Annotated in this window: 23 protein-coding genes, 1 pseudogene and 1 CRISPR repeat array; of the genes and pseudogenes, 11 read left to right on the top strand and 13 right to left on the bottom strand. The window is 63.3% G+C overall.

Annotation, left to right across the window (positions count from 1 at the left end):
• Positions 1–102: 102 nt before the first annotated feature.
• Positions 103–903 carry a hypothetical protein gene (locus H156_RS17035; protein WP_162136869.1) on the bottom strand — a complete coding sequence of 267 codons (801 nt, stop codon included), beginning with the start codon at positions 901–903 and terminating at the stop codon, positions 103–105.
• A 175-nt stretch (positions 904–1,078) separates the two neighbouring features.
• On the opposite strand from H156_RS17035, the gene H156_RS0110175 reads away from it, so the two are divergent.
• Genes H156_RS0110175 through H156_RS0110155 form a run of 5 tightly spaced genes read left to right on the top strand, consistent with a single transcriptional unit; the run spans position 1,079 to position 5,542 of the window.
• Complete coding sequence (locus tag H156_RS0110175) at positions 1,079–2,269, top strand: beta-ketoacyl-[acyl-carrier-protein] synthase family protein (RefSeq protein WP_017364343.1); 1,191 nt, start codon at positions 1,079–1,081, stop codon at positions 2,267–2,269.
• Positions 2,266–3,066 carry a beta-ketoacyl synthase chain length factor gene (locus tag H156_RS0110170; RefSeq protein ID WP_017364344.1) on the top strand — a complete coding sequence of 267 codons (801 nt, stop codon included), beginning with the start codon at positions 2,266–2,268 and terminating at the stop codon, positions 3,064–3,066. Before H156_RS0110175 ends, H156_RS0110170 begins: the two co-directional genes overlap by 4 nt.
• Positions 3,057–3,518, top strand: coding sequence for a hotdog family protein (locus H156_RS0110165; RefSeq protein WP_017364345.1), 462 nt, complete (start codon positions 3,057–3,059; stop codon positions 3,516–3,518). The genes H156_RS0110170 and H156_RS0110165 overlap by 10 nt, the downstream gene beginning before the upstream one ends.
• On the top strand, positions 3,515–4,234 hold the full coding sequence (gene fabG / locus H156_RS0110160; protein ID WP_017364346.1) for a 3-oxoacyl-ACP reductase FabG: 720 nt from the start codon (positions 3,515–3,517) through the stop codon (positions 4,232–4,234). Before H156_RS0110165 ends, fabG begins: the two co-directional genes overlap by 4 nt.
• A gap of 15 nt (positions 4,235–4,249) precedes the next feature.
• A complete protein-coding gene (locus H156_RS0110155) occupies positions 4,250–5,542 on the top strand; it encodes a cation:proton antiporter (protein ID WP_017364347.1) in 1,293 nt (430 codons plus the stop codon).
• A gap of 482 nt (positions 5,543–6,024) precedes the next feature.
• A CRISPR array of direct repeats spans positions 6,025–7,150; the repeat unit is 28 nt; unit sequence GGTCTATCCCCGCGTGTGCGGGGGAGCC.
• Positions 7,151–7,210: 60 nt separating this feature from the next.
• Here H156_RS0110155 and cas2e read toward each other — a convergent pair.
• The 9 genes from cas2e to H156_RS16735 all read right to left on the bottom strand — a co-directional run bounded on the left by cas2e (position 7,211) and on the right by H156_RS16735 (position 16,070).
• The gene (cas2e, locus tag H156_RS16745) at positions 7,211–7,438 is read right to left on the bottom strand and encodes a type I-E CRISPR-associated endoribonuclease Cas2e (protein ID WP_238536776.1); all 228 of its coding nucleotides are present in this window, start codon (positions 7,436–7,438) and stop codon (positions 7,211–7,213) included.
• A 37-nt stretch (positions 7,439–7,475) separates the two neighbouring features.
• On the bottom strand, positions 7,476–8,366 hold the full coding sequence (gene cas1e / locus H156_RS0110150) for a type I-E CRISPR-associated endonuclease Cas1e (RefSeq protein ID WP_017364156.1): 891 nt from the start codon (positions 8,364–8,366) through the stop codon (positions 7,476–7,478).
• Complete coding sequence (locus tag H156_RS0110145; protein ID WP_017364155.1) at positions 8,363–9,082, bottom strand: type I-E CRISPR-associated protein Cas6/Cse3/CasE; 720 nt, start codon at positions 9,080–9,082, stop codon at positions 8,363–8,365. The genes cas1e and H156_RS0110145 overlap by 4 nt, the downstream gene beginning before the upstream one ends.
• Entirely contained in the window at positions 9,079–9,828 is a 750-nt protein-coding gene (gene cas5e, locus H156_RS0110140; RefSeq protein WP_017364154.1) for a type I-E CRISPR-associated protein Cas5/CasD, read from the bottom strand. The genes H156_RS0110145 and cas5e overlap by 4 nt, the downstream gene beginning before the upstream one ends.
• A gap of 10 nt (positions 9,829–9,838) precedes the next feature.
• The gene (locus tag H156_RS0110135) at positions 9,839–11,083 is read right to left on the bottom strand and encodes a type I-E CRISPR-associated protein Cas7/Cse4/CasC (protein ID WP_017364153.1); all 1,245 of its coding nucleotides are present in this window, start codon (positions 11,081–11,083) and stop codon (positions 9,839–9,841) included.
• A gap of 73 nt (positions 11,084–11,156) precedes the next feature.
• Positions 11,157–11,669, bottom strand: coding sequence for a type I-E CRISPR-associated protein Cse2/CasB (casB, locus tag H156_RS16740; RefSeq protein ID WP_026045781.1), 513 nt, complete (start codon positions 11,667–11,669; stop codon positions 11,157–11,159).
• Positions 11,647–13,209 carry a type I-E CRISPR-associated protein Cse1/CasA gene (gene casA, locus H156_RS0110125; RefSeq protein WP_036246371.1) on the bottom strand — a complete coding sequence of 521 codons (1,563 nt, stop codon included), beginning with the start codon at positions 13,207–13,209 and terminating at the stop codon, positions 11,647–11,649. The genes casB and casA overlap by 23 nt, the downstream gene beginning before the upstream one ends.
• On the bottom strand, positions 13,193–15,838 hold the full coding sequence (locus H156_RS0110120) for a CRISPR-associated helicase/endonuclease Cas3 (protein ID WP_017364150.1): 2,646 nt from the start codon (positions 15,836–15,838) through the stop codon (positions 13,193–13,195). Before H156_RS0110120 ends, casA begins: the two co-directional genes overlap by 17 nt.
• Before the next feature lie 52 nt (positions 15,839–15,890).
• The gene (locus H156_RS16735; protein WP_238536775.1) at positions 15,891–16,070 is read right to left on the bottom strand and encodes a type II toxin-antitoxin system RelE/ParE family toxin; all 180 of its coding nucleotides are present in this window, start codon (positions 16,068–16,070) and stop codon (positions 15,891–15,893) included.
• Positions 16,071–16,117: 47 nt separating this feature from the next.
• Here H156_RS16735 and H156_RS16730 point away from each other — a divergent pair.
• The 4 genes and pseudogenes from H156_RS16730 to H156_RS0110100 form a co-directional block, all read left to right on the top strand.
• Positions 16,118–16,360, top strand: a pseudogene (locus H156_RS16730) (IS3 family transposase); the annotation flags it as partial.
• A 317-nt stretch (positions 16,361–16,677) separates the two neighbouring features.
• A complete protein-coding gene (locus H156_RS0110110; protein WP_017364175.1) occupies positions 16,678–17,136 on the top strand; it encodes a hypothetical protein in 459 nt (152 codons plus the stop codon).
• 25 nt (positions 17,137–17,161) lie between these two features.
• Complete coding sequence (locus tag H156_RS17030; RefSeq protein ID WP_017364176.1) at positions 17,162–17,311, top strand: hypothetical protein; 150 nt, start codon at positions 17,162–17,164, stop codon at positions 17,309–17,311.
• A 317-nt stretch (positions 17,312–17,628) separates the two neighbouring features.
• On the top strand, positions 17,629–18,018 hold the full coding sequence (locus tag H156_RS0110100) for a c-type cytochrome (protein WP_026045787.1): 390 nt from the start codon (positions 17,629–17,631) through the stop codon (positions 18,016–18,018).
• A 90-nt stretch (positions 18,019–18,108) separates the two neighbouring features.
• Here the strand turns inward: H156_RS0110100 and H156_RS0110095 are convergent, their stop codons facing one another.
• Genes H156_RS0110095 through H156_RS0110085 form a run of 3 tightly spaced genes read right to left on the bottom strand, consistent with a single transcriptional unit; the run spans position 18,109 to position 23,163 of the window.
• Entirely contained in the window at positions 18,109–20,535 is a 2,427-nt protein-coding gene (locus tag H156_RS0110095) for a beta-galactosidase (protein ID WP_017364178.1), read from the bottom strand.
• Positions 20,536–20,545: 10 nt separating this feature from the next.
• On the bottom strand, positions 20,546–22,165 hold the full coding sequence (locus tag H156_RS0110090) for an alpha-amylase family glycosyl hydrolase (protein WP_017364179.1): 1,620 nt from the start codon (positions 22,163–22,165) through the stop codon (positions 20,546–20,548).
• Positions 22,162–23,163, bottom strand: a complete 1,002-nt coding sequence (locus tag H156_RS0110085) for a DUF6635 family protein (RefSeq protein WP_017364180.1) — start codon at positions 23,161–23,163, stop codon at positions 22,162–22,164. Before H156_RS0110085 ends, H156_RS0110090 begins: the two co-directional genes overlap by 4 nt.
• 115 nt (positions 23,164–23,278) lie before the next feature.
• Here H156_RS0110085 and H156_RS0110080 point away from each other — a divergent pair, with 115 nt between their 5' ends.
• Both H156_RS0110080 and H156_RS0110075 read left to right on the top strand, forming a co-directional pair.
• Positions 23,279–23,638 (top strand): hypothetical protein, encoded by a 360-nt coding sequence (locus H156_RS0110080; protein WP_010960251.1) that lies wholly within the window; start codon positions 23,279–23,281, stop codon positions 23,636–23,638.
• Between the two features lie 85 nt (positions 23,639–23,723).
• Complete coding sequence (locus H156_RS0110075; RefSeq protein WP_017364181.1) at positions 23,724–24,422, top strand: DUF2490 domain-containing protein; 699 nt, start codon at positions 23,724–23,726, stop codon at positions 24,420–24,422.
• Positions 24,423–24,578: the final 156 nt, after the last annotated feature.

Genomic DNA, 24,578 nt, shown 5'->3' with positions numbered 1-24,578 from the left:
GGCTGTTCCCCGGATTTTCCAACACCGCCGGGAAGCTCCTTGCGCCGGCGATCACGCAGAGATTGGCGGCTGCGAGGTGCGCTACCTCGGCGTCGGGGCACGTCAAGGCGATGCGGGAACCCGAGCGCAGCCAGGCCGGATTTCCGGTCGCCGCGACCACGTCGGGACGCTCGGAAATTTCATACCCCAGGCTGCCGCAAAGGCGAGGTATCTCCATATCGCATGGCAAGCGAGTATGATCCAATGTGGCAGGGTTTTCTGCACACGCCTTCGGCTATTTTCAGCAGGATACAGTGAGAGTACAAGCGGCAACGGAACGTAGATTTCCTTGGACGCGACGGACAATAGATAAAACAAGGCCGAAGCGGCACCGTATTTACCACCATGAGGTTCTTTAGAGGACAGGAAGCACTGTATTGACAATATACAGAAAATCAGACCGTATAAATAATGGCCCGACATTTCCTCATGGCTTACATATAGGGTTGGCGCGCCTGTCAGGAACAGCGCCGTGCCCAGCAGGGACCAGTCCGGAGTCAGCCATGACCGGAGTAGGAAGTAGGTGGCGAGCGAGGTAAGCCAGAGAACGAGAACCAGGTGGAAATGATGCCAGCGGGAATCCAGCCCGAGCAGCAGAATGTCGACGTCGTAAACAAGGGCATGCCACGGGCTGATGCTGCCGCCCGAAATCGCTGCGGAAGTTGGCGGATCGAAAAAATAATCGGCGGGACTCAGTCTCGCCGCTTGGACCAGTCCTCCGCCGTCATCTCTGCCGAATCCCATCCACAGGGCGTCGCCATGTATTGCGAAAGTCAGGGCGAGTAGCATGAGGGCCACGGCCAACCGGACCCGGCTGGTGTCCTGGCGTGGTGATATTGGGCTTTTTTCAAATGTCGTAGCCATTCCAATTCTGCTTTGATATGCCGGATCGGTTCGATATGGATAAATATAGAAAATTATGGCATATAATATGCCGATGTTCATTCGAAGCGGTTATGAGTTGGTATGATGGGTGTTTCATCCCGGTTTCGCCCCGTTAGTCCAGACACATCAATTTTGCAGTCATCCCCTAATTGTCGTGGTTCCAATTCTCATTTCGGCATTCACCGTCACCAGTTCCCTGGGATGCGGACAGGAGTCCACATTTCACGCTCTGACGAACGGTGAATGCGGGCTGATACCCTGCCGCTTCGAAACCGTCGCGCTGAATACCTTCGTCGGCGAAGTGGCGGGAGTCGACCGGGTCGTCATTCCTCCCGGTTTGTCCGCGTTCGATTGCCGCAATAACCGTCTGGCCCTGCTGGGTCTGACACAGGACGGCTTCGCGGACGCGGTGCGGGGGGCGGTTGGGCGGTTCGGGACGCGCCGCGTCGGCGTGTTCATCGGCACCAGCACCTCGGGCATGCTGGAGACCGAGCTGGCCTACCGCCGGCGCGATCCGGACAGCGGCGCATTGCCGGCGGATTTCGACTACGGCGGGACCCACAACTGTTTTTCGGCCGGTGCTTTCGTGCGCGCCTATTTCGGCATCGAGGGTCCGGCGGTGGTGGTGTCTTCCGCCTGCTCGTCCAGCGCCAAGGTCTTCGGCAATGCCGCCCGCATGATTCAGGCGGGGCTGATCGACGCTGCCGTGGTCGGCGGCGTCGACTCGCTGTGCCTGACCACGCTGTACGGGTTCAATTCGCTGGAACTGCTTTCGCCCCGACCCTGCCGGCCTTTCGACGCCCGCCGCGACGGCATCTCGATCGGGGAGGCGGCGGCTTTCGCCCTGCTGCAACGGACCCCGGACGATGCCGGATCCGACGCCCTGTTTCTGCTCGGCATCGGTGAGAGCAGCGATGCTCATCACATGTCGGCGCCGCATCCGGAAGGGCTGGGCGCAAAAGCGGCGATCGGCGCGGCATTGGCTTCGGCCGGCCTGTCGCCGGCGCAGATCGGCTACGTCAATCTGCATGGCACCGGCACCCGCGCCAACGACGCGGCGGAGGCCTTGGCCGTGCAGGCGGTCTTCGGCAATGCGGTGGCGTGCAGTTCCACCAAGGGCTCGACCGGCCACACCCTGGGGGCGGCCGGGGCCGTCGAGGCTGCCATCAGCCTCCTGGCGATCCGGCACGGGTTCATGCCCGCGGGAGTGAATACGGGAATATTGGAGCGGGGGTTTGAGCTGGACTATGTCCGTTCCTGCCGCCATGCGCGTCTGGAGGCCGTGCTGTCGAATTCGTTCGGATTCGGCGGCTCCAACTGTGCGCTCGTGTTCGGACGGCCATGACCCTACTGCAGTGTCACATCGAAGGACTGGGCGCTATCGGGCCGGGCTTCGCCGATGCGGAGGAGTTCCGGCGCCTCGTCGAAGCGGGCCGCGTCGATCCTTCCGCGCCTACCCCTGTACCCCCGCCGGTCTGCCTGCCCGCGGCGGAGCGACGGCGGGCCGGGACCTCGATCAAGCTCGCCCTCGCGGCCGGGTTGCAGGCACTGGAGGGTTCCGGACACGATCCCGCCACGCTGCCGACGGTATTCGCCTCCTCCGGCGGGGACGGGGACAATTGCCACATCATCTGCGAAGCGCTCGCCTCGAACGACCGGCAGATTTCACCCACACGGTTTCATAATTCCGTACACAATGCCCCCTCGGGCTATTGGGGCATTGCGCTCGGCGCCACGGCGCCCTCGACCAGTCTGTGCGCTTTCGACGCCAGCTTCGGTGCCGGCCTCCTCGAAGCCATGGTGCAGGTTGCCCAGAGCCGCGAGCCGTGCCTGCTCATCGCCTACGATGTGCCTTACCCCTTTCCCCTGGGCCGCGTGCGGGCGATCGGCGGTGCCATGGGGCTGGCGTTGGCACTGGCGCCCGATGCCACGGTACGGAGCCATGCGCGGCTCACCGTGGGTCTGGGTGAGGGGCCTTGCACGGAGCTGGGGGATCCCGGTCTGGAGGCGATGCGGCGTAGCATTCCCGCCGGCCGTGGGCTGCCCTTGCTGCGGGCGCTGGCGCTTTCGGAGCCGTGCCGTGTCACCGTCGATTATCTCGATCCGTTGAGTCTCGAACTGGAGGTCGCACCATGCCGCTAGACCGGGACTGGATCGCGCAGCGGATTCCCCATGCCGGCGCCATGTGCCTGCTGGATCGGGTATTGACCTGGGATGCCGGACGGCTGCGCTGTGTAGCCGTCAGCCACCTCAGTCCCGGCAATCCGCTGCGCGCCGGAGGACGGCTGTCGGTGGTCTGCGGGATCGAGTACGCGGCCCAGGCGACCGCCGTACACGGCGCCCTGCGGTCGGCCGGAGAAGGGGAGGCGCCGCGCAGCGGCTTCCTGGTCAGCGTGCGCGACGTCGAATTCCATGTGCGCCGGCTGGACACGTTGGACGGGGATCTGGTGGTCGAAGTGGAACGCCTCACCGGCGATGGAAACGATGCGCTCTATCGATTCCGCCTGCTGGCGACGGATGGCCGGGAACTGCTGACCGGGCGTCTCGCGGTGCGGCTGGATGCGGAAGCGGGTGAAGGAGGAGTGAAACCATGAGGCAGGCCCTGGTCAGCGGCGGCAGCGGGGGCATCGGCGCGGCGATCTGCCGGCGGTTGGCGCTCGATGGCTTGCACGTCTGGGTGCATTACCACGGCCATCGGCAGTCCGCGGAGCAGGTCGTGGATGCCATCCGCATCGGTGGCGGCAGTGCGGAGGCGATCGGCTTCGACGTCTGCGACGCGGCCGCCGCCGCCGCGGCGATCGAGACGATGTGCGCCGAACGGCCCATCCAGGTGCTGGTGAACAACGCCGGCATCCACGACGACGTCGTATTTCCCGCCATGCGGTCCGACCAATGGCACCGGGTCATCGACGTCTCGCTGAACGGCTTCTTCAATCTCACCCAGCCGCTGGTCATGCCGATGATCCGCGAGCGCTGGGGCCGGATCGTCAACATCTCCTCGGTGGCGGCTCTGACCGGCAACCGGGGCCAGGTCAACTATTCCGCCGCCAAGGGCGCATTGCATTCGGCCACCAGATCGCTGGCGCTGGAACTGGCCAGCCGGGGCGTGACCGTCAACGCCGTGGCGCCGGGCATCATCGAAACCGGCATGGCGGAAAGCGCGTTCGACCGGGCTGCCATTGAACGGCTGGTGCCCATGAAGCGGGCCGGCCGGCCGGAAGAGGTGGCCGATCTGGTGGCCTTCCTGGCCTCCGACCGCGCCGCTTACATCACCGGTCAGGTCATTTCCATCAACGGCGGCATCATTTGAAGTGAAGGGCACGACATGAGCACGGCACCGGCGGCGGCCGTATCGGTCCACGCGGCCGAAACCCTGCTGTTTTTCACCCTGCTGCAGCTCGCCGTCATCGTGCTGATCGGGCGGATCGGCGGCGCCCTGGCCTGGCGCGCCGGCCAGTCGCCGGTGGTCGGCGAGATCATCGGCGGCATCGTTTTGGGGCCCTCCCTGTTCGGGCTACTCTCGCCCGACATCTTCAGATTCGTGTTCCGTTCCGCGCCGCCCGAGCCGCTCACCATACTCTCGCAGCTCGGCCTGATCCTGCTGATGTTCCAGATCGGCCTGGAGTTCGATTTCTCGCATCTGAAGGAAAGGCGCAACCGCCGCGCGGTCCGCAACGTCGCCCTGGTCGGCCTGGTGTTGCCGTTCGTGCTCGGTCTGGGGTTCGGCTATCAGACCGCACCGCTGCTTTCCCCCGACGCCGACCGCCTCGCCTCGGCACTGTTCATCGCCACCGCCTTCTCGATCACCGCCCTGCCGATCCTGGGCCGGATCATGATCGAATTCGGCATGACCGATCACAAACTCGGCGTCATCGCCATCAGCGTCGCGGCGATCAACGACGTGGTCGGCTGGCTGCTGCTGGCGCTGGTGACCACCCTGACGGTCGCCGAATACTCCCACGCCGAATTCGCGCTCAAAGTGGGACTGGTCGCCGCGTTCATCGTGCTGGGCTGGTTCGTGGTGCGGCCGGTGATGAAGTGGCTGGTGCGGCGCTTCCAGAAGTCCGAAGCCGGTCTGCCGGGCAACCTGCTCGGCGTGCTGCTGGCCGGGATATTCCTCGCCGGGATGTGCACCTACAAGCTGGGCATCTTCGCGATCTTCGGCGGCTTCATGATGGGCGTCGTGCTGCACGACGAACCCGCACTCCGGGCCGCCTGGAAGGAGAAGGTAGGGCACTTCGTCACGGTGTTCTTTTTGCCCATCTTCTTCACCTTCACCGGCCTGCGCACCGAGATCGGCGGACTGGACACCCTGCAACTGTGGGGCTGGTGCGCGCTCATCATCCTGCTCGCCACCCTCGGCAAGCTCGGCGGCGCCTACTTCGCCGCCCGCCTCTCCGGCCTCAGCCGCAGCGAATCCGGGATCCTCGGGATTTTGATGAACACCCGCGGCCTCATGGAGCTGATCGTTCTCAACGTCGGCTACGACCTCGGCGTGATCTCCCGCAACGTCTTCACCATGCTGGTGCTGATGGCCATCGTCAGCACCGTTCTGACCACGCCTTGTTTGAGGGCTTGGTTGCCGAAGGCGGGGTTTGCATCGTCCGGCCGACGCTGAAAGGATCATCGAAACGCGCGGGAGGCAAGTTAAGGGCAGAGGCATCCTCACCATGTGACCCGGGATCGTGTCTGAGTCGACAGACGTCGGGACGGGAGTGTCCCTCCTCCGGAGGCTCTCGTATTCATCGGCTTCTTCCGGACAGCTGGAGCGTCGCCACTTTTTGCGAAACCCGACGGGACATCCCCGTCCCCCTCGGGAGCAAAAAACTGGCGACGTCCTTGCCTTCGGCGGCCCGCGCCGTCCTGCGTCCGCCCCGGATCCGTCCGCCTCTCCGCGATGCACTCCGACAAGGCGCCCCCAATGACTCGTCGCCTTGTCGGATCCCTTATGTTTCGTCTCCACCCGCGATGAAGCCGCGGATTCCGGCAAAACATCCGGGCCTATGGCTTCGCGGGGACGTCGCACTCGTTCGCTTCGCTCGACTTCCTTGTGCTCCTTCAATGAACCAGGTATTGCACTTCGTCCTTGACACCGCCGGGGTTCTATCCCCGCGTGTGCGGGGGAGCCGCCATGGTGTTTTCTCCCTTCTCGTTGCGCTCGGGTCTATCCCCGCGTGTGCGGGGGAGCCTGAAGAGCATGCAGAGGCGTGCCCGCTTGAACGGGTCTATCCCCGCGTGTGCGGGGGAGCCACGTAGACGCTGCCGCCTTTGCTGCCGTCGATGGGTCTATCCCCGCGTGTGCGGGGGAGCCTGAACCTTGCCATCGGGGCAGTCGTTCGGAACAGGTCTATCCCCGCGTGTGCGGGGGAGCCCATCCCCTTGAATCCGGCGCCGGACCGGAGGGAGGTCTATCCCCGCGTGTGCGGGGGAGCCGAGGACGGGCCATGAGCGGCGTGAGTCCGATGGGGTCTATCCCCGCGTGTGCGGGGGAGCCGTCAAGATCAAGGTCGCGGCGGAGCTGTTCCCGGGTCTATCCCCGCGTGTGCGGGGGAGCCATATGATAAATAAGGGATCAGAATCGCCTGAGAGGTCTATCCCCGCGTGTGCGGGGGAGCCGTCAGCTCATCGATCTGACGTAGCAGCTCTGGAGGTCTATCCCCGCGTGTGCGGGGGAGCCAATACCAGACCACGATCCAGCAGCGGCAGGTGAGGTCTATCCCCGCGTGTGCGGGGGAGCCTCGGTGACATCAGCAGGAACGGCAGCAAAGACGGGTCTATCCCCGCGTGTGCGGGGGAGCCAGCAACAGAGCGGCCTGCTCCGCGCTGGTAGGGGGTCTATCCCCGCGTGTGCGGGGGAGCCGTCTGGTTCGTTGTCGTGACGACCAGGGGCAGGGGTCTATCCCCGCGTGTGCGGGGGAGCCCCACCGTCTCCGGGTTGCTCGACCCCATGATCGGGTCTATCCCCGCGTGTGCGGGGGAGCCTGGCACTGGACGCAGATCGCCGCTCCGGCTTTGGGTCTATCCCCGCGTGTGCGGGGGAGCCCCGGTCCAGCCGATCACCCGCACTGCGGCATTGGGTCTATCCCCGCGTGTGCGGGGGAGCCCGCATCGTGTCGGCGTCGATGTCATTTTCAGGAGGTCTATCCCCGCGTGTGCGGGGGAGCCATTATAACTCTTTGTTTTTAATATAGTTTTTCGGGTCTATCCCCGCGTGTGCGGGGGAGCCTCTATAGGCTAACGCTTTGAGGTAAAACAAAAAAGCGGGCTGTTAAAGATCCACTAAACCCTAAGGTCGACGAGTCAGGACTATTCCGTCAAATTCAACGAATTTAACCGGTGGCAGCCCGAGAGTCCGGACATTCTGTCCGCCAGGCATTGCGGGATCGACCCAAACCATTACGACCGAGGCATCCTGCTCGGCAGTGAACCAATCCTCAACCACCGCCCAGATACGCTCGCGGACTGCAGTCGAGAGGCGCGGTGCGCTATAGACACCAGGGGCCAATTCAAGCATCGAGGATGCCAGAAAGCCGCGCATGCGGAGAGAGACGTTACGCGTCACCATTACCGTCATCGACATGCAGCAACTCCTTGATGCGGTCGATCATCTTCGGAATGACTTTTTGCTTGTGAAGCTGCCGGGCGGCTTCTTTGCGTACTGCCCTCTCCAATGGCAAAGACGGATCGTCCATCACGCGCTTAGCGACGCTGAAAGCCAGTGGCAAGGTGACTTCGGAGCGGAACAGATCGGCGATGTCCAGGGTGAAGGCATTGCTGGATTCTTCGTGAATGAACCCTAGCGGCGGCAAACCGCCGACCGCCGCCACCGCAACGTCTGCCGCCGCTTCGACGAAGGTGGCGGCGTGGTTGATGGCCTGGTTGGGAATGTCGGCGGCATTGGGGTTATTCCTGTCGTAACGGCGTCCCTTCCACTCCACGCCATGCTGAGTGGCGAGCAGCTGGTAAGTCTCTTTCATGCGGGCGCCTTCTATGCCACGCAGTACAGCAATATCCTTGTGCGGCAGAATACGGCCGAAACGCAATGCATACATATGGCGGGCCACATCCAACCGCGCCTTTTCATCGGCCCACAGCCTGGCATGGGCGCGGGCCACGTCGGAGCGGCCCTGGCCCATGGGCGGTGCGGTGTAGAATTTGACCCCTCCATCTCCGACTGCGGCCAGCAACGTGCCATGACGAGCCAGCAGGCGCAATGCATCGTGACTGACCGTCGTGCCGGGGGCCAACAGAATCATCGACAATCCCTGGTATGGGATCGCGTAATCTCCGGCGTCCATCCATTCCGATGGAGCGGCCCGAAAATGCAGGGTGCCGTCTTCGACAGTCAGATTACCGAAGGTGAGCCAGAGCAGACCGTGACGGTCGGCATGGGGGATGCGCGACTCGGCCAGTCCGAGGCGACCGGAAAACAGGCCGCTCATGGGGCCGGCCTCAACAGCAGCATGCCGAAACCAAAGGCGCGATGGCGGCCAATGCCACGTGCCAACAGTGCGCCGAAGCCTGCCCCATCACGCACGCTTAGCGTGCCTCGGAAAAGCGCCTGCGGGGCGAGAAAACCGGAACGTGTACCGCGGGCCTTCCGCAGCAGACGCAGGTAACGGAATCCGCCCAAGCTGAAATCATCCAGCGTTGCCGCCGAACCGAATTGCCGCGTCAACCAGCGGCGGTAGACCATTTCCCTGGAATCTGGCGATTGCGCCCTGGCATCACAATCCCGCAAGTGCCGGCGGTAAACGTCATCCTCGTTGCGTCCCAGCCGGCTGATGGGGCAGGCCATGACCTCAAAACCGAGCTTTCGCCCGTTCGGCCAGGATTCCGGCATGGGCTTAAAAGCAATTCCATCGGCAAGGGAACAGACTTGCGCCGCCAGTGGTGAAGCGAAAGCGCGGGCGTGCTCTGTCAGTCTCGTGCCGTCATGGGCGGAAAAACCCAGGAGCCGAGGCGGCCTGAGGTTGCGGCCATCCTGCAGCAGGCGAAACGGTTTCGGCGCCAGTTCGCCGCACAGGGCCTTGAGCCACGCGTGGGTTACGTATCCGAGGTCTTCGTCTTGGTGGGTATTGAGCCCCTGATCTTGGGCGAAACGGATCAGGGCTGCCGGGTCCGGTCGCAGTTCAATCATGTAAAGCGGGGCGGTCATGGCGCGATCTCCAAGAGCCCTTCGATGCGGATGCGGCGGCCGGCGTGGATCTGGTTGCGCCAATCCCTGCGGTCGTAGATACCGGTCTGGCGGGATTGCTCCGTCTCGCCCAAATAGGCGGGCCAGCAGGCGTTTACTTTCCGGTCTTCCGTCGGGTTACGCTCTTCCCTTCGCTGTGGGCGGACCCGACCTACGACGCGGGGCGTCCGGCGCAATGCCTCCAGCACGTTTTCGGCTTCGACCCGACCCGCCAGCAGGGGGGCAGCAGGCAGGCAGGTCTTTCGGCCGAGGAACAAGGGGCGCGCCGGTTGCACGATCGCCGCCGCTAACTCATCGAGGTTGGGAGTGCCTGCATCTTTCAGCGTGATGGCCAAGGTCATCACGCCATTGGCCCAGTAATGACGGTAGCGCTGATGGGTTCCGAAGGCCGCCGCCGGTCCGCCGGCCCGGTGTTCGGGTTCACCGCGGGTGGTCCAGCCGGGTTCGCGCATCTTTTCCTGGCCGAGGTCCACGGTGTGGTAGTCCAACAGGGCTTCAGGCTCCACGTCCCAGCGTGCGGCGTATTCGATGCGGGCTTGCAAGGCTTCCAGCGCGTCCGCATCGCCATGCCGGTAACCCATGGCATTGCCGAGCAGCCCCGCCAGCATCGAGAGGCCCGGAAACCGTTCCGTCGGACCATGCTGATCCACCATCACGCCGCCGAAACTCATCAGCGGTGCATCGAAGCGCAATAGCAGAATGTCCATGGCGGCCGCCTCAAGCCTTGGCCGGTGGAAAAATGGCATCCAGTGCCGCGCCGATGGAAGCGTCCAGGGAGTTGGTCGGTGCCAGATCCGCGTCGAAAGCACGGGTGCTGGCCACGGATCGGCTATCGGAGGTTCTTCCATACATGGCATCCAGTGCCCGCAGGTGCTTGGCCAAGGCGTCTATAGCGGCTTGCAGGGGATCGCCGCGCATCGGCAGGGCCTGTAGGTAGGCGTTGGAAAGAGCACGGGGCTGTTGCTTCCCGGTTTCCAGCAACACGAACTCGCTGAAGGCATAGGGCGCGGTGGCACCGAGCTTGGCCCCGGGGGAAACCGTGGCGATTGCGCGAATGAGGCCGGTCAGCACTTTGCGGACATCGGCGGGCTCCTGCTCTGCCCACCGTGTGGTATCGCAGCCGGTGAGGTTGGAAACCAGCAAGGGAATGTCCACCGCCACGTAGCCGTAGAACAGCCCGGCCCCCAGTTCCATGTCGCCGGCATGGGCCGCGCCGGTTTCCTCTTCGCGGTTCAAGTCATCCACCACGGTGAAATAGTCGACCTCGGTGTCCAGCCCATGTACGGTGAACGAATGGGCCACATGAACGGCCGCATCGGAACGGGATAAAATATCCGAGGTGACGAAGCGGCCGAACAGCGCGCCTTCCAATCCGGCGTACAGGTCACCGTGACCGGCGGCCTTGAGCATCGCCTTGAAATTGGCCTTATCACCCTTGAGCTTCGCTTGCAGCGCCTTTTCCGCGCCACTTCCTTCCTCGGCACACGCCTTCAGCAGGCTAATGAGATAGTCCACTTCCGGCCGGCCAAAAAGGATGGGTTGTTTGACTCGTAAATCGCCGGCAGAGGACTCTTCCGTCCCGGCGCCTTCCTCGAAATCGAATTCAGCCTGTTCTTCATGGCCATTTTTGCCTTTTTTCGCTTTCTCTGGCTTGGCAGTCTTGTCGGACTTCTGGAGCAGCAAGCCCATCAGGCTGAGAGTCAGTTGTTTTGCCAATGAATCTTCGACCCCTTCCTGTTTCAGACGGGGATAAATTTCCCGCTCGAACACGTGCCGGGTCCGCAGCCCCGTGGGTAGCGGGATGGTCTGTTGCAGGCTTTCCCGCCAATGCCGCTTGAGACATTGGGATGAGACCCGCAGGCGCACGGCATCGCCGAAAGGGATGCGCTTGGCGAGGCCGGCATCGTCACGGTTGAGCAGGGTGGCATGGTAGGAAGTAAGGCTATGGATTTGCAGAAACATGAGCGTGGTTCCTTGGAGTCGAGCGAACAGGTGGAGACTGGCGGCGGGTGGATAGAATCCACCGTCCGAGTGGTCAATCGTGGTCCTTGAGGCTGCGGTAATAGTCACGGGCGATCTTCAATCGCGCCTTTTCCGGATTTCTGTCGAGGAGCAAATGGGCGAAATCAGTCCAGTTGCAGGACTCGTTCTTGGCGGCCAGGAACCGCGCGGCGCGTAGGAGCAAGGTGTGCAGCGTATCGCCTTCGGCGGCGAGCAGCCGTTCCAGCCGTTTTTCCGAATAACCGGTTTCGGCCAGTGTCAGACCGACGGAGCGATCCTGGCGGTGGGGCTTCGGGCACATGAGGGCAATGCCGGCGACCAGCGCAGTCCAAGCCGTCCTCCGGTTTTCCCAATTCTGCGGCAAGTGTCGAAAGGCAAAGCGATAAAAGGCTAGATTAGGTGGGGCGTCCGGCTTCAGGCGGCGCAATGCCGCCCGATCTCCCGTGGGAAAATGTTCTGCGGCGATGGTCGCGGCGAGATGGCCTATCAGCGAAGCCAGCGATGTCGATGGTGTTTCCGGCGGGTCAGCCGGGGCGGGGTGCGTCATGGGAGCCCTCCTTGAGTTGCGGGAACGTTTTGAACAATGAACCGTGGAACAATCCTTCCGCTTTCACGCGGGCGCGGTAGCGTCGTCCCTCGCGGGACGGGTAACGGGCGATGGTCTCTTCCAGCACCTTATGGGCCTTGTCGCGCAGGGCGCGCAGCCATTCCAGGCGGGCGGCGTCCGCATCGTCCTGCTCGGCTTGCCGCCACAGCCAGGGGAAGTAGTCTTCGGACCAGGCAGCGCTGAATCGTTGGGTGGCCTCGTTGAGCCACAAATTGACTTCGCGCCGGTCGAAGTCGATTTTATCCGGTCCAGCCTCCAGCAAGGCGATGACCGAAGGTTTGAGAACGCGGTTTTGTATTTCCTTGGCATCGTTGAGAGCCGTCTTGCTGATGGACGCCAACCGATCACGCTCCGAACTGCGGCGGAACAATCGATGCGCCCTGGCCGGTACTGGAATGGCGACGTGATGGAAACCGTCGGTCGTTCCTTGGCCACGTACAAGAACCGTGGCGCAGAAGAGGCAGCTTTGGCCTTCGTTTTCTTCCAGCAGGCGCTGCATTCTGGCTGCTCGAAATCCGTCTTCGAATAAAACGTTACGGACTAATTCTGGGCTGAGTCCGCTGGCTGAAACGGTCATGGCGGACTGCCCTTTTTTCTTGTCGGCCACATTCACAGGTGTCCATGGGTCACCCAGCACGCCACCTGCATCACCTGCCGCAAGCCGGGCCGCTTTCGTGGATGCGCCGAAGGCTTGCACGTTTTCCCTATCACCCATGAGGCGCACAGCCCGGGCAATTTCTATGTAGAAAGGATCGAGGACGTTCAAGCTGAGACTCGACTCAAGATCCCATGGCTGTTCCCATACCAACACGATCCCACGCTCTCGATATCCCCACGGGCCGGCCAGCAATTCTTCCCGGATGCCAACCAAACGTGTGACATCGCAATGCCACCGCCTCCCCATGCGTTCGGCGTGATAAACGGCAACAGCCGGGCGGCTGCCGAAACCGCCATTCATGCGGGCTATGCCGTAATTGCCTTGGCCGAAGAAACCACTCATCGTCTGAAGACTGACCAGCGCATAGACCCAACCGTCCGGGCTGGTGGCGCCGGATCTGCTCGCTTTCACATCATGGTTTTTGGCGGTAGGCAGGATGTCCAGGGCATCTGCTGTCCTCGCCTTTAGCTTGAAGGCACCAAAATCCTTCTTATCCGGCACCGGGGCCTGCATGAACGCCGGCTGGGTGACATCGTCCACGATCAGGGTCCACGCCCAGTCATCATCCCTTCCGGTCAGCTTCCGGATGCCTTCGTGCCAGAAATCCTCGGGTTGCCGCGGTTCGGATCGCGCCTCGCGCGCCAACACCGCCCCGGCCAGGTAGCAAAGGAAGATGTGGAACGCATCTTCCTGATGCCGTTGCAGGCCCAGCAGGGATTCAACCCGGTCCTGGCCCAACGCTTCCAGGAGCTGCGGCAGACTCAGGCGCTCGATGCCATCGGGGGTCTCGACGCGAAACAACGGATCAGTCAATAGATTCATCGAAAGGCTCCAGGCCAAAGCGGGAATAGCGGTAATGGCGCTCGCCGTAACGCAGGATCATGCCATCGGCGTCCCGACGGACGATCTCGGCGGTTTCTTCGTCCGCTTTCTTCGGCGCCAGATATCCGGGTATCGTGATTTCCGTGATCTCCGCGCCGAAGGGACCGGGCTCTGGATGGCGTAACGGGATGCGCAGGGTATCCAATCCCAGGCGGGTTCGAGCCCTCTCGTTCAGATCATTGAAGCCGAACTCGCCGAAGGGTTGGTCGTATTGAGCGGCGACGTGGAACGCGGCGATGTTGTGGGCGAGCGTCAGGCCTTCCACGTTCTGTCCGTGCCGCTCCCAGGCTGGGTCGGCAAGCGTGGCCAGTCGGTCCGGATGGGTTGCGCCTTCCACCAGGCGGCGGTTGTCACCCGGGATCTCCACTTCGGCCCGTTCCAGCAGCATGAGCCGTGTCAGTTCGAGGGTCCGAAGGTCTTCGTAAACGCTGCCGAATCCGGCTCTCTTCGCCTCTCTCGATGCCTCGCCCCTGGCGTCGAGCCATTCCGCCAGGCTGGCGCAGTCCGGGGTCAACACGGTGCAACGGGGCGTTTCGAAGCCGAGGGGGCGGGTACGGTCGTGCCGGTGCAATCGCCCGACCCGTTGCAGGAGCACGTCGGCCGGGCACAGGTCGGTGATGAGCCAGTCGGCATCGATGTCGAGACTTTGCTCCAGGGTTTGCGTGCCGATCAGTACCAGGGGACCGGCGGGCGTGCCCTTTCCCCAGCGGCGGCTGACCGCCTGATCCAGCAGCTCGCGATCGCTGGGCGCGAAGCGGCCATGATGAGGGCAGATCGAGTCTTGGCAACGGAACAACCAAACCTTCTGGATGGCTGGATGTTGCTCCAATGCCCGTTGCAGGGCGTTGGCCCGGCCGACCGTGTTAAGCACGATCAATACCCGCGCGCCGGCTTCCAAGGCACTTACCAGTTCGGATATCAGCCTTTCCGGCTGCTTCAGCCAGGAGCGCGGATCGAAGCGGACCCGCTTGACCGACCCGCCCCGCGCAAACCCCACGGAGCGTGGAATACCCGATGAGAGGGTGAGAGCCGGATACGGGGCGGCGCAGGCCCCGGCGTAATTTTCTGCCGCGAGAGTCGTGCAGCCGCAGGCCTGCAGGAATTCGGCGCGAGCCGAAGCGCCCAGCGTTGCGGAAAGCAGCATCGCATGGCCGCCGAGTCCTACGTGATGGGATAACAATCCCCTCAATAACCGCCGCATGTACACATCAGAGGCGTGGACTTCGTCGACCACCAGTAGACTCCTGTCCAGACACACGGAACGCAGATGAGCATGTCTGGTTTGCACCGCCGAAAGCAAGGCCTGGTCAACCGTTCCCACCGCCACCGTAGCGGCCAGGAAACGTTTGGGGTGCTCGGCCGCCCATTGCCGTTCCTGCCGGAGCCGGTCGGGATCGTCATGGCAACGAATCCTGTCATCCGGAAGCAATCGATCCAATTTGTCGATGGGGACGTCGTCAATCCGCGCGTAACGTGGCACGGCCAACACCGCGGCCGGACGGCATTCCGGCTTTGGAAATACCTGTTCCAGATAATTCACGATGCGGAGGTAAAGCTCTCTTGCTGCCACCCGGGTGGGAAGCGCGAAATACAAGCCATCGACCTCACCGGCCGCGAACAGATGGAAAAAGCGCGCTAGGGCTGCCTCGGTCTTGCCGGAGCCGGTTTCGGCTTCGGCAATCAGCAACCGCGATTCGGCATCGTCGGGAGCTTGTCGATCAACGGCCGACTGCAGGGGGCGAGGCTCAAAGCCAAACCAGTGCTTGAAGGTGGTTGGGCGCTGCGCGAGGTCGGATTGGAGGCTGGCCGTATCCAGGCCGACTGTCAGCAAGGCGCGGCGAGCAGCATTACGGGCAAAGCCGATATCGAGCGGGCGCCCCAGAGGGAAAAAGGTTTGATGGGAGCCGAGCCAGTCCGCCAGCATGACCAGTCCGGCGAATCTGTGCTGCAGCCGAGCCCGGCCGGGAATGCGGGCCACTCCGCGCTTGAAGGCATCCGGAAAAGCCTGTTTCGCTATCCGCATCAGTTCCGCAACGGCCTGCATCGGATCTCTGGTAGCGTCCGCTCGCCACCAGCGGGTCCTGGCCAGATAGTAATTGCTCGTTTGATCGCCGGTTTGGAATCTCACCGGTGCGCCGTGGTGGGACCAAGCGGCCAGCAGGAATTGCTCGATGCTATCTGGCGGGTCGAACCAGTCTGCGATCTCGTCCAGGTCGAGCGCTGTAGCGAAGGCTTCGCACAACTCGGGGGCGTCGAACAGGGGCGCCAGTTCCCGCACATGCCCCGCGCGCGGTGCCGTGGCGTCGAAGACCTTGTCCTGGAAACCCAGGTTCGCCTTGCCGACGTCATGCAGCAAGGCGATGACCGCAAGCCTTTGAAGCTGAATCCCGTCCAGCTCAATACCTGAGCTGGCTTTCAGTTTGTGATGGAATGCGGGGAGCTCGGCCAGCGCCGCGAATACGGAAGCAACATCCAGTGAATGTTGGGAGAGCGATAGCCATTGATCCGTTTGCCCGTTTTGACCAAGACGGATTTTTCCCCAAAATCCGACATGTTCATGGCTCAGCATTGTTTATTTCCCCGTTTACATCATGTTTTTTCTCGTTATCTAGGCGATTTTTTCAGATTTTTCCATTCATAATGAAGATTTCCGGCCATTTCCTCGCGCCGTGATACACAGCCAGTATTTCGATGCGGTCGTCGCGCGCACGGTACGGCAGAAGGTAAGGGCTGTCGCCCATCACCAGTTCACGGGTACCGTCGATCCGGCCGGGCCGAACGAGATTCGGGTTGTCGCTCAGGAAGGAGACACGTTGCCGGATTTGTTGGTGCAGGGCGCGAGCGGGCCGTGCGCGTGGTGAAGGAGCAGCGGGGCGACTACCCCCTCGCTGTGGGCGGCGGTGGAGTCGATCGGCCCCAAGATTGGCTGCGTGCCGCAGACCCTGCTCGAACGGGTCAAGCGCCAGCAGGTCGATGCCGGCGGCCGCGAGCGCCTCAGGCAGTTCGAGCGAGAGAACAAGGAACTGCGCCGAGTCAACGACATCCTCAAGGCGGCCAGCGCGTTTTTCGCCCGGGCGGAGCTCGATCGCCGACACGGCGTCGAGTCATTGTGGGAGCCTTGGCGGAGAGCATTGCCAGAGACGGAAGGAGCCGAGGCGGACGCAGGACGGCGCGGGCCGCCGAAGGCAAGGACGTCGCCAGTTTTTTGCTCCCGAGGGGGACGGGGATGTCCCGTCGGGTTTCGCAAAAAAATGGCGACGTTCCAGAAAAAGCCGTGCTGAGTCAAGACCGTCGGATTCGGTTCGGGCTGTTCCGTCAAAAGGAGTGCTGTACATGCCTGTGCTCACGTGAGTACCATCGCTGCGATGCTGATCACAAATACTGCTGCTCACCGAATGGAGGAAGATCATGCGCACACTAGCTTTCGCCGTCCTTGCCGCGCTGGTGACGGCTGGACCGGTTCTGGCGGAACCCGCCGATCACCATGCCTTGGATGATGTCGGCAAGCAGTTGCTGAGGGATGCTGCTACCAAAGCGGCGCCCCGTGAAGCGGTCGAAGGCGCCAAGACGGTGGAGGATGCGGCCGGACAGGCAAACGAACTGAAGGAATCGGCGAAATCCGTCCCGGCTGCCGTCAAGGGTCAGCTGCAAAAGGCGGCCACGGAGTCCGCCAGGCGACAGGTCGAGGAAGCGGTACCGGAACAAGCCAAGGAAGGGATGAGAGCCGTGGAAAGCACGGCCAAATCCGCCAAGTCCATCAAAAAACAGGTCGAAGCGGCGCCGAAATCCGCGGGAGAGGCGGCGAAGGCAGCCAAGGACAAGGTTCGGGAGGAAGCAACGAAGAAGGCGTTGGACATGTTGCCCTGATCGTGGTTCCAAATGCGGGACGGACATGGGCGGGCTCCTCCGATACCTCGCCATCGTCGCCATCGTAATGTTCGTCCTGCTGAGCCGGGACAAGCTTGCGGAATGGTTTTCCGGATCGGATTCCCGCTTCACCTCCCATACCGATGGCATGCACATGGTCCGTCCTCCCGGGTGAACGACCGGATGCCGGGGGTCGTCCCGGCCATCGTAATCAGGGGCATTGCGGAAGTGATGTCCCTCTCAGAGTGGCGAATGCCGCCGCGTCGACCGTTGGTTCCGGACTTTTCGGGTATTCATGCGCAGTCGCATCGGGGAGGGGCGCATCGATGTCCATTCCCTGCGGCGGAAACAAGCATATCTTTCATACGGCTGTGGTAACGTCAAAAGTCTCAGGATGGGTGCTGTATCCTGAGCAAGCGGAGGGCGGCCCGGCACGCTGCCGGGCCGCTTCGACGCATTGTCTGGAGTCCAACAATCGACCCTACGGAGAGAATGAACGTGAGAAGGTTCTTAGATTTGGGATGCGGCGTCGTGCTGGCGCTCGCGGCGGGCGCGGCTCATGCCGGCGACGTCGCGGCTGGGAAAACGAAATATGAGCGTTGTGTCGAGTGTCACGGCCGGGGAGAAGGGGATGCGGCGCCCAATGTACCCAGCCTGGCCGGAAAAGATTCGAACTACATCAGGAGGGTGCTGAACACCTACAAGCGGTGCCGGCCGGACGACTGGCTCCCACCTTGCGGCGGTTCGGAAGAACGCATCCAGCCTTTCGGCTGGGAGCACCGGTCGAAGGATGGTGATTCGATGCGGGAAATCGCTTCGGAACTGAGCGATACCGATATCGACGACCTCGCGGCCTATATCGCGACATTCCGTAAACCTTGACGAAAGCGCCCGCTGCATCGGCGATAAGGCGTCTTCAGTCGCCGGGTCCATCACCGGGGCTTTTGTGCCCGGTCGGGTGGGCGGGACGTTTCAGCCGTCGCCGGTGCTTTCATGGCACAGGATGATCCGGTCATGATGGGGAGCCGGGCGCAGCAATACCCCGTAAGTCGTCGGTCCGTCCTGTCGCAGTTCGCATGGGGGGGAGACCCGCAGCTTGCGGGCTGTCTCGACGGCGATCACGCCCCGCCGCCGGGTCGCGCGGAATTCGATGCGGTCTGGGCTCACGGCGGTGATTTCCGCGGTGGCGTACTCGATCTTCACTTCACCGAAACGCATGGCCAGCGGCAGCATCACACCGTCGCGGGCGCGAAGCTCGATTTCGTGTCCGTCGAACAGCGGTCGGCCGTCCTCGTAAAGATGGAAACGCTTGTCGAAGCCGTCCAGGTTCAGCAGGTGGATGAAGCGCTCTCCCGCGGCGTTGGCGGTCGACGTCATGAAGATGCCGTGGTTTTCGCAGTCGTGGCGCAAGGCGGCGACTGCGCCCAGCCGTTCCAAGGCGGTGCGGAACAGGGCGATGTCGCAAGGGTAGGCGGTGCCGATGACGACGGCGCGGCCTTTCCCGACCGCCGTTTCGAAGCCGCAGAGCTCGCCGGTGTCGTAAACCCGCAGCAGCGCTTCGGCCAAAGGAGCAGCGAAAGTCTGGGCGAAATGGCTGCGTACTTCCGGTCGCGGCCTGGCCCAGCCGTCCGCGGCCAGCGCGAGGAAATAGCGCTCACTGGCCTGGCGAAACCCTGAAATTTCGGCGCCCAACGCTTCGGCCAGCAGCGTGCAGGGCTCGCCCTCCATCCCGTACAGGGGGACTTCCCCGTACAACAGCAGGCCCCCGCCCGCACTCAGCCAATCGGCCAGCTTGCGCTGGACGGCGGTGTCCATGTACCGGGCCGAGCCCAGCGCCAGAACCGGTGTGGTCTTCACGTCGAGCGGCCGGTTCTGGAGGTCCACCGCGCCGAAGCGGTAGCCGCCGAGCAGCATCGCTCGGGCCATGGTCTCCCAGGCGCTTGGCCCGCGGTTGGCTTCCAGATTGCGGACGATGGTGGCCATCGCGGCACTGGCGGGATGGCGGGATTCCGTCATGAAATAGTCGGGAATGAAGCCGAAGGCCACCCGGTCGTGCTCCTCCCACATGGCGGCCAGCTTGTCGGCAACGGCGGCCACGGTGCGGGTCAGGTTCGCCAGGCGCGGATAGCTGTAATTCAACCGTCCGTCCGGATCGACCGGCGCGGCGAAACCGTGGCGTTCGCCGGTGAAGGCGATGCGGCCGTCGCCGTCCGGCGGCGGCGGGTCGAGCCGGTAGTTGTGGCCGCCCGTGAAGAGGTAGTAGTTGAGGAGCCGTGCGCCCTGGGCCAGGCACATGCGCGCCTTGAAGTCGGCGGCGGAGGGATCCAGCCGGTTGCCATAGGTGTTGCCGTAGTTGCCGTCGCCGCATTCGAACTCCATCGAAGCCAGAGGCTGTTCGGGGCGGTGCACGGCCTCCATGAAGGCGTTGCAGAGATACAAGTCCTGGAAGTTGTCGAACGTCAGATTGCCGAGATAGAAGTCGGAGCCCGACAGGTAGCCGAAATCCTGGGTGTAGGACGGGTAGAGCTGGCTGATGCCGATCGGGAAGCTTAGGGCACGGCCGCCGCCGGTGCCATGGATATTGACCACGAAGGGGATGCCGCGGATGCCGGCGGTTTCCGCCCAGGACCGCAGGGTTGCGACGTAGCGGGCGAAACGGTCGCGCATGTAGTGGCCGAGGTCGCGCAGGAGGGCCAGGGCGTAGCTCTCGGCGGGCGAGCGGATGCCGGCGCGGCGCGCCTCTGGCTCATCCGGGTCGAAGGGGTAGCGTTTCCGCAAGCTCTCAGGGCGGTGACGGACTTTCAGCCAGGCCGCGAAATCCGCCAGCACGTTTTCGGTGAGGTCCGGGCAGTTACTGAGCCAGGACAGCATGCCGATCTCGTTGTCGAGCTGCAGCGCGATCACGTTGCCGCCGCCCGGCTGCAGGCGTGGTGTGATCACCGCCATCACCGCGTCGTACCAGCGGCGGGCTGCATCCAGGAAGCCGGGCGCCAGGTAATCGACCGTGTGGGTGGTCGCCGGCTTGCCGTCCCAGCCTACGGGCACGATTTCGGGATGCTTTTCGTAAAGCCAGTAAGGCAGGCCTTCGTTCTTCAGCTCGGCCATCACGAAGGGGCCGGGACGGGCGATGAACCAAAGGCCGTTGGCCCGGCACAGATCGATGAAGGCGCCGAGATCCAGTTCCGGGCGGGAGCGCCCGTCGAGGTCGATCCGGCCCTCGACGGTTTCATGGCAGAGCCAGGGAATATAGGAGGCGACGGTGTTGCAGCCGGCGGCTTTGAGCTTGTCCAGCCGGTCCTGCCAGTCTTCGCGCCGGAGGCGGAAATAATGCACCTCGCCGCTCAGCACCAGACGGGGCCGGCCGTCGATCAGGATGGTCTTGTCGCGGAGTTCGATCATGGCGGCTCCCTCAAGATATTTTCAGTATGAGACCTTCATTGGAGAGCAAACGGAGCCGCCGCAGATCGACCCGGCCGGTGCGCCGCATGCCGGTGCTCAGCAGAATCTCCGCGCCATCGGCGAGTTCGCCCGAGTCCAGGAGATGTTCACTGCCGGCGAAATCAAGCACGATCAGGAGGCGTTCGGCGCCGGCCGTCCGCTTGTAAGCGAAGACGCCGTCGGCCTTCGTGTCCACGCTTTCGTAACTGCCATGGCTCAAGGCCGGGTGGCATTGGCGCAGTCTGGTCAGAGCCCTGAAGAGCGCCAGCATGGAGCGGGGGTCCGCCGCCTGCCGGGCAACGTTCCTCATGGGCCAGTCCTCCCCCAACGGCAGCCAGGGGTCGACGCCTTCGGGCGCGAAGCCAGCATTGGGCGAGGTGTCCCAAGGCAGCGGGGTCCGTGCCTCATCGCGATTGAACACGCCCGAAATCCCGGGCTGATTCAATGCCTGCGGATCACGGATGCGGTCCCTTGGGATCACCCCGTTCTCCATCCCCAACTCGTCGCCGTAATAGCAGGTCGGTGTGCCACGCAGGGTCAGCAGCAGCATGGTGGCGACACGGGCCGCGTCGGGACCGAAGCGGCTGGCGATGCGGGGCTGGTCATGGTTGCCGAGCACCCAGGCGGGCGAGGCCCTTTGGGGGAGGATCGCTTCGTAAGTTTCGACCATCTGCCGGATTTTCCGCGCGTCCCAGGGGGCATAGATCAGCCGGAAGTTGAAGGGTAGGTGGAATTCGTCCAGCGCCGCGCCATAGTACTTGACGAGTTCTTTCTCCGGCACGTTTGTCTCCCCGATCAAGACCCGCTCGCCGGGATAGCCGTCGACGACCGCGCGCATGGCCCGGATGATGCGGTGCAGTTCGGGCTGATGCGCCGTGTGGATGTGGAGCAGCCGGCTGTGCGGATCGATGCCGTCCCAGGCCGGATTTTCCGGTTCGTCTCGGAACCCGGCGTCTTTGATCAGCAGCCAGGGCACGTCGACCCGGAAGCCGTCCACGCCTCGATCCAGCCAGAACCGCATCACCTCCAGCATCGCCTCCAGCACGGCCGGGTGGCGCAGGTTCAGCTCCGGCTGCTCCGGCGTGAACTGGTGCAGATAGTATTGTCCGGTGGTCTCGTCGTAGGTCCAGGCCGGGCCACCGAAAAAGCTCAGCCAGTTGTTGGGTGGCCCGCCGCCCGGTGCCGGATCGCGCCAGAGGTACCAGTCGCGTCTAGGGTTGTCGCGCGAACTTCGGCTTTCCAGGAACCAGGGGTGCTGGTCGGAGGTGTGGTTCGGCACCAGGTCCAGGATCAGCTTGATGCCACGGCCGTGCAAGCCGGCCAGCAGCCGGTCGAAATCGCTCAGTGTTCCGAACCAGGGATGGATGGACGTGTAGTCAGCCACGTCATAGCCGAAGTCCCGCATCGGCGAGGCGAAGACGGGCGACAGCCAGACGGCGGCGATGTTCAGGTCGGCCAGGTAGTCGAGCCGGTGGAGGATGCCGGGAAGATCACCCCTGCCGTCGCCGTCGCTGTCCTGGAAGGAAAGGGGATAGATCTGGTAGATGATGCCGGTCTGCCACCAGGCCAGCGTGCCGTTCCCGTCCGTCATGGTTGCGCCGCCAGCCGCAGCAGGTCGAAGAGGTCGAACAGGCGGGCAAGGTAATGGTCGTGCACGCGGTAACCCTCGTCCTCCCGACCGGCCAGGACGGGCTCCAGGGACTCGACGAAGCGCTCCAGCCGCTTCCGGTGAAAGCCGGTCATGGCCAGCAGCGGATCGACCACGACTGCCGACAGCGCTCCGAGAATGCCCAGAGCCGCCATCACTGCCCCTGTGCTCGCTGCGATCAGGGTGAAAGAGACGTCGGCCGGGAACATCGTGTAATACCATGCGCCCAAGGTGGGGCCGAGCCAGAAGTTGGCGATCGCGATCTGCTGGGCGATGGCTGCCGCCGCAGCGCTGCCGGCGGAAGCTGCCCCCGGCGTCATCCGTCCGAACGCCGCATAGCCGCCGGCCAGGGTGGCGATGCTGGCCGCCAGTTCGGTCGCCGTTTGGCGGATTTTCCCGTACTCTTGCAGTCTGGCCGCCAGCGATGCGCGGAATTCCCCGGAACCGGCGCGGGACCGTATGGCTCCGAGGTATTCCGCGAGCCGGGCCGACAGTTCGGGATCGCTCAGGATGGTCTCCAGCAGGGCATCCTTGGTGGATCGGCGCGAGCCGTCGAAATAGGGCAGTTCCAACAGTTCGACGTGGATCAGCCAGTTCAGCTCGCTCTGCAGCGCCGTGGGCACGCCGGAAGGGACTTTGCGCAGGCGGCAGGCGAGATCTTTCGCCCCGAGCTTTTGAGCGATCGCGGCAGTGGAATGGGAGAGAAACGCCGGGAGGCTCCACAGCAGATTGACGGGGATGCGGTAATAGTCCCGGCCCAGCGTCTTCTTGTGCATTTCCCAGGCTCCGCGGAAGGAAAAATGTTGCGCCACGAAGCCTGGGATTTTCGCTTTCCGGCTCTCGATATAATCGGCGACGCCGCGGGCGGCCGCTTTCTCCAGCAGCCGGCGGAGCGCCTCCGCCGAGTCCGGTTCCAGTCTGTCCTTTCTGTCCTCGTTCATGCCGGATTTGCACCTCGTTTCGCCAAAACCGAGTATATAGTCATATACGCGCTCCCTGGAGACACGGGGCGTGCCCGTAATCCCGCATCTAGCAAACAATCGAGGAGGTTCCGTCATGCAGTGCGCCCGCCAACATCCGTTCGGTGGTTTTGCCAGTGCTCCGGACCGGATAGCGGTCATTGGACTGCTGCCGTTCTTTGCCCTGTTGTCCGGTTGCCTGAGCGATGCCGAACTGCTGGCCGAGAATTCCAGGATCGCGTTGCAGACCGCCGAGATGCGCGGGGCGGGGGAGCTGGATTGCCCGCGGGTCAAGGCCGCGATCGTGACGGAAAAGGAGGTGCCGGGCCAGCCGCTGGGTGAGCTTTACAGCGAATATGGCGTCCGGGTGGACGGCTGCGGCCGGACGGTCTTCTACGACATCGAGTGCCGCGACGAGAAGATCTGTGCGGTGCGGGAAAAGCCACTGCCGAAATGAAGGCGGCGTTGGGGGTATGTCGGGGGCATTGAGGAGGGTTGCGCTCGGGAGCCGCAACGCCGAGGTCTGGAAGATGATGAGTGTGATGAGGAAAATGCAGGCAGGATGTTCGCTGGGAGCGATTGCCCTGGCTTTGTCAGGCGGTGCGCACGCGGATATGACGACCGACGACTGGGGCAGTTGGGGGCAGGTCGTGGCGGAAGGCAGTCTGGGTTTTATCGATCCCGGTCTCGAGAAAGGACGGCTATGGCTGGAAGGGCAGATGCGCTGGGACGGTGACTGGCGGCATTGGTATCAGGGCGTGGCCCGCGCCGCGCTGGGATATTCGCTGAGCGATCGTGCCACGGTCTGGATCGGCTATTCCTTCGTGCCCACCCAAAACGCGGGCAAACCTTATCTGGCCCAGCAGGACGTCTGGCCGGGCTTTCGCTATGTACTTCCCACCGAGTTCGGGACCTTCACCTTCAGGACGATGCTGGAGTCCAACTTCATCCGTGGCGATCAGGTCCGCTACCAGCCCCGCCAGATGTTCCGCTACCTGCGTCCATTCGATTTCGAACCGCGCCTGAGCTTGATTGCCTGGGACGAGGTTTTCGTTCGCCTGAACAGCACCCCCTGGGGCGGTCCGGCCGGCTTTGGTCAGAACCGGGCGTTTCTGGGGGGCGGCTGGAGCTTCGATCCGGCCTTGAGGGTGGAGCTGGGCTACATGAACCAGTACATCGACAGCAGGCCGAATCAGGTCATGCATAACCTCATCATGGGATCCTTGTTCATCAACTTTTGATGGCCTTTCCGGGGAAATCCCGCCGGGGTTCGCTGCCGTCGGCGGCACGGCGCAAAGCCGTATTTCTCTCTGCTTACATCGCTTTGTAACGTTACTGTCATATTTGCTCATTATCGTTGCGCTGCCGAACTGCCAATGCCTGTCGCTTCAGGCATG

Source organism: Methylococcus capsulatus str. Texas = ATCC 19069 (assembly GCF_000424685.1).
Lineage (GTDB): Bacteria > Pseudomonadota > Gammaproteobacteria > Methylococcales > Methylococcaceae > Methylococcus > Methylococcus capsulatus.
Note: the sequence above shows the minus strand (reverse complement) of the source record. Positions and strands in the feature narration are given on the sequence as shown.